This window comes from Hymenobacter agri (assembly GCF_054778495.1).
Window position 1 is genome coordinate 1 of the sequence record NZ_BAAGZM010000552.1, and the last position, 2,863, is coordinate 2,863.

Below are 2,863 nucleotides of genomic sequence, written 5' to 3' on the forward strand. Positions count from 1 at the left end.
GCGTGGTGTACTCCGAAACTGTGACGCTGGCCGCTGGCACTACCCGCCTCGAACTGACGCGCCCGGCCACGCTGCCCGCCGGCGTGTACCTGCTGCGCGTGGCACTGCCGGGCCAGGTGCGGCAGCTGAAGCTGGTGAAAGAATAGGCGGTTGGTAAGGATGATTTGCAGGTTCAACTGCTGTCATCCTACGCTCAAGCAAGCAACCAGAACGTCATGCTGAGCGCAGTCGAAGCATCTCTACCGCGCAAGTAATCCATGCTGATGCAACGAAGCGGGAGAGATGCTTCGACTCCGCTCAGCATGACGTTCTAACGACTTCCGGCAACTTTCCAAACAGCTTCAATTTCAAATAATAACCGAATATTATTTCTTTAGCTTACCCATGAAAAAACCACTAATCCTTCTGGCGCTGAGCGCGCTGGCCTTGGGCCCGGCGCAGGCCCAGACCACGGTACCGGTGCGCTCGGTGTATGCCGATTTCGGGCCCAACGACGGCACCAATGGCAACAGCACGCCCAGCCCCGACGCCAATGGTAACTACTGGAACAACATCCTGAACCAGACCGGCGTGGCCGATACCTTCCGGCTCCTGGACAAAACCGGACAGGCCACCGGCATCAAGCTGAAAGTCGGGCCCAACTTCCTCACCAACGGTATTGTGACCGGCGGGCTGCTGGCCCCGAGCGCGGCGCTGCTGGGCCAGTACGCCATTGCCACGGCCACGCAGGACTATTTCTTCGTGCAGGGCACCGGCAGTACGGCCACGGGCACGCTGCGCATCAGCGGCCTCGACCGCACCAAGCGCTACGTGTTCCACGTATTCGGCAGTCGCAACGCCACCACCGAAACGCGCGTGTCGCAATACCGCTTCGTGGGGGCCACTACCAGCACCATCACCCAAACGACCACCGGGCCCAACGTGGGCGCCAACGGCTACGCCGGCAACAACAACACCATCACCGATTCGGACACTCTGACGGCCGACGGCACTGGCCTGATTACGCTGGAGCTGAGCAAGACGGTGGGCTCCTACGCCTACCTCAACCTGATGCGCATCGACGTGGTGCCCGGCCGCAGTACCACCACGCCCGTGTACTACGCCTTCCAGAACCCCGGCTTCGAGCTGGGCAACCTGAATTTCTGGACCACCGTGGCGCGCGGCACCGGCGCGGCCGCCACCGTGAGCAACGGCACCAAGCGCAGCGGCAGCTACGCGGCCCAGCTGACGGGCGGCAGCCTGGGGCTGGAGCAGCAAATCAGCTACCGCGCCGCCACGGGCGTGAACAGCTACAAGCTGAGCGGCTACTTCTACAATCCGTCGGCCGCGGCGCTCAGCGGCAGCCAGTCGGCGCATCTGGAACTGCTGTATTACAACAGCAGCATGGCGCTACTGGGCCGGTTCAAGTCCGATTCGCTGGTGGCCGCCTCGCCCACCAACGCCTGGACGCGGCTCGAAGCTGTGGGCACCATTCCGGCGGGCACGGCCTTCGTGAAGGCGGCGGCCGTGTGGCGAAACGCGGCCGGCGCGGCCACCGGCGCGGTGTATTTCGACGACCTGGCGCTGCAAGCCTACTACCCGCAGAACCCCAACAAAATTGCCTTCATCGGCTCGTCGGTGCTCACCGGCGTGGGCTCGACCGGCAACAACCGCGGCTACACCACCCTCTACTCGGAACTATTGACGCGCCGCGCGGCCGTCGGCGCCGGTGGCCCCTGGGTAACGACCAACCTGGGCGTGCCCGGCAACAATACCATCGACGTGCTGGGCCGCTTCGAGAACGACGTGCTGCCCACCGGCAGCAAGTACGTGCTGGTGGGCCTGGTGCTCGGCAACGAAGGCATCATCACGGGCGGGCAGCCCATCTTCGACCAGTTCCGCACCAACATGCAGCGCATCATCAGCTTGGCGCGCACCGACGGCCTGACGCCGGTGGTGGCCCTGGGCTACGGCCGCAACGACTACGCCGCCACCCAGTACACCTTCGTACGCCAGATGAACCTGCTGCTTCACGGCTGGAGCGTGCCCACGGTGAACCTGCTCGGCGGCGTCGACGACGGCAACGGCCGCTACGCCAGCGGCTACTGGTTCGACGCGCTGCACCCCAACGACCTGGGCCACACCGAGCTGATGTACACCCTGGTACCCTCCCTCTTCGATGCCCTGAACGCCAACAAGCCCCTGCCCCGCCGCCAGGCCAGCAACGGCATCACCCTCACCAAAACCACCGGCGCGGCCACCCGCGTGGTGCACCTGGTGCCCGAAGAAGTGGTGCATCCCTTCACCCAGGCCATCCGGTTCAGGACGGCGGGCGCGGGCCGGCTGGTCGAAATCCGCGACAGCGCGGGCATTGCCGCCGGTACCCTCAACGTGAGCAGCGGCGGCGTGGTGACGTACCAATCGGCCAAGGGCGGCAGCATTACCGGCACAGTCGCCGTAGCCAACAACCGCTGGCACAAGCTGGTACTCACGCACTACTACGCCCGCGGCGCCACCATGCTCTACGTAGATAGCGTGAAGGAAGGCACCGTGCAGGAGCGCCTGCGCCCCACCCAGCTCAACCTCGGCGGCCCGGCCGCCCCCACCCGCGTGCAGTTCCGCGACTGGATGTTCTGGCGCGCCGGCATGAACCAGGACGAAATCCTGGCCGTGGCCGCCGACTCACTCCTGAAAGGCAGCCTGGAAATGTACGCCCCCCTCGACGGCCGCCGCGTGGCTAACACCGACTCGCTCGCCAACCTGGCCCAGAGCACCAACACGCTGGCCCGCCTCAGCGGCCCGTTGGCGGTGCGCGAAAGCGCCTTCGCCGCCCAAATCAGCCTCTACCCCAACCCCACGGCCGGCCTCGTCAGCCTGGCCGGCC

At 65.6% G+C, this 2,863-nt stretch carries 1 protein-coding gene; it reads left to right on the plus strand.

Annotated features, from left to right (window positions below):
• Positions 1–384: 384 nt before the first annotated feature.
• On the plus strand, positions 385–2,863 hold a 2,479-nt coding region (locus tag ACYVDE_RS19185), incomplete at its 3' end, for an SGNH/GDSL hydrolase family protein (RefSeq protein WP_460503150.1).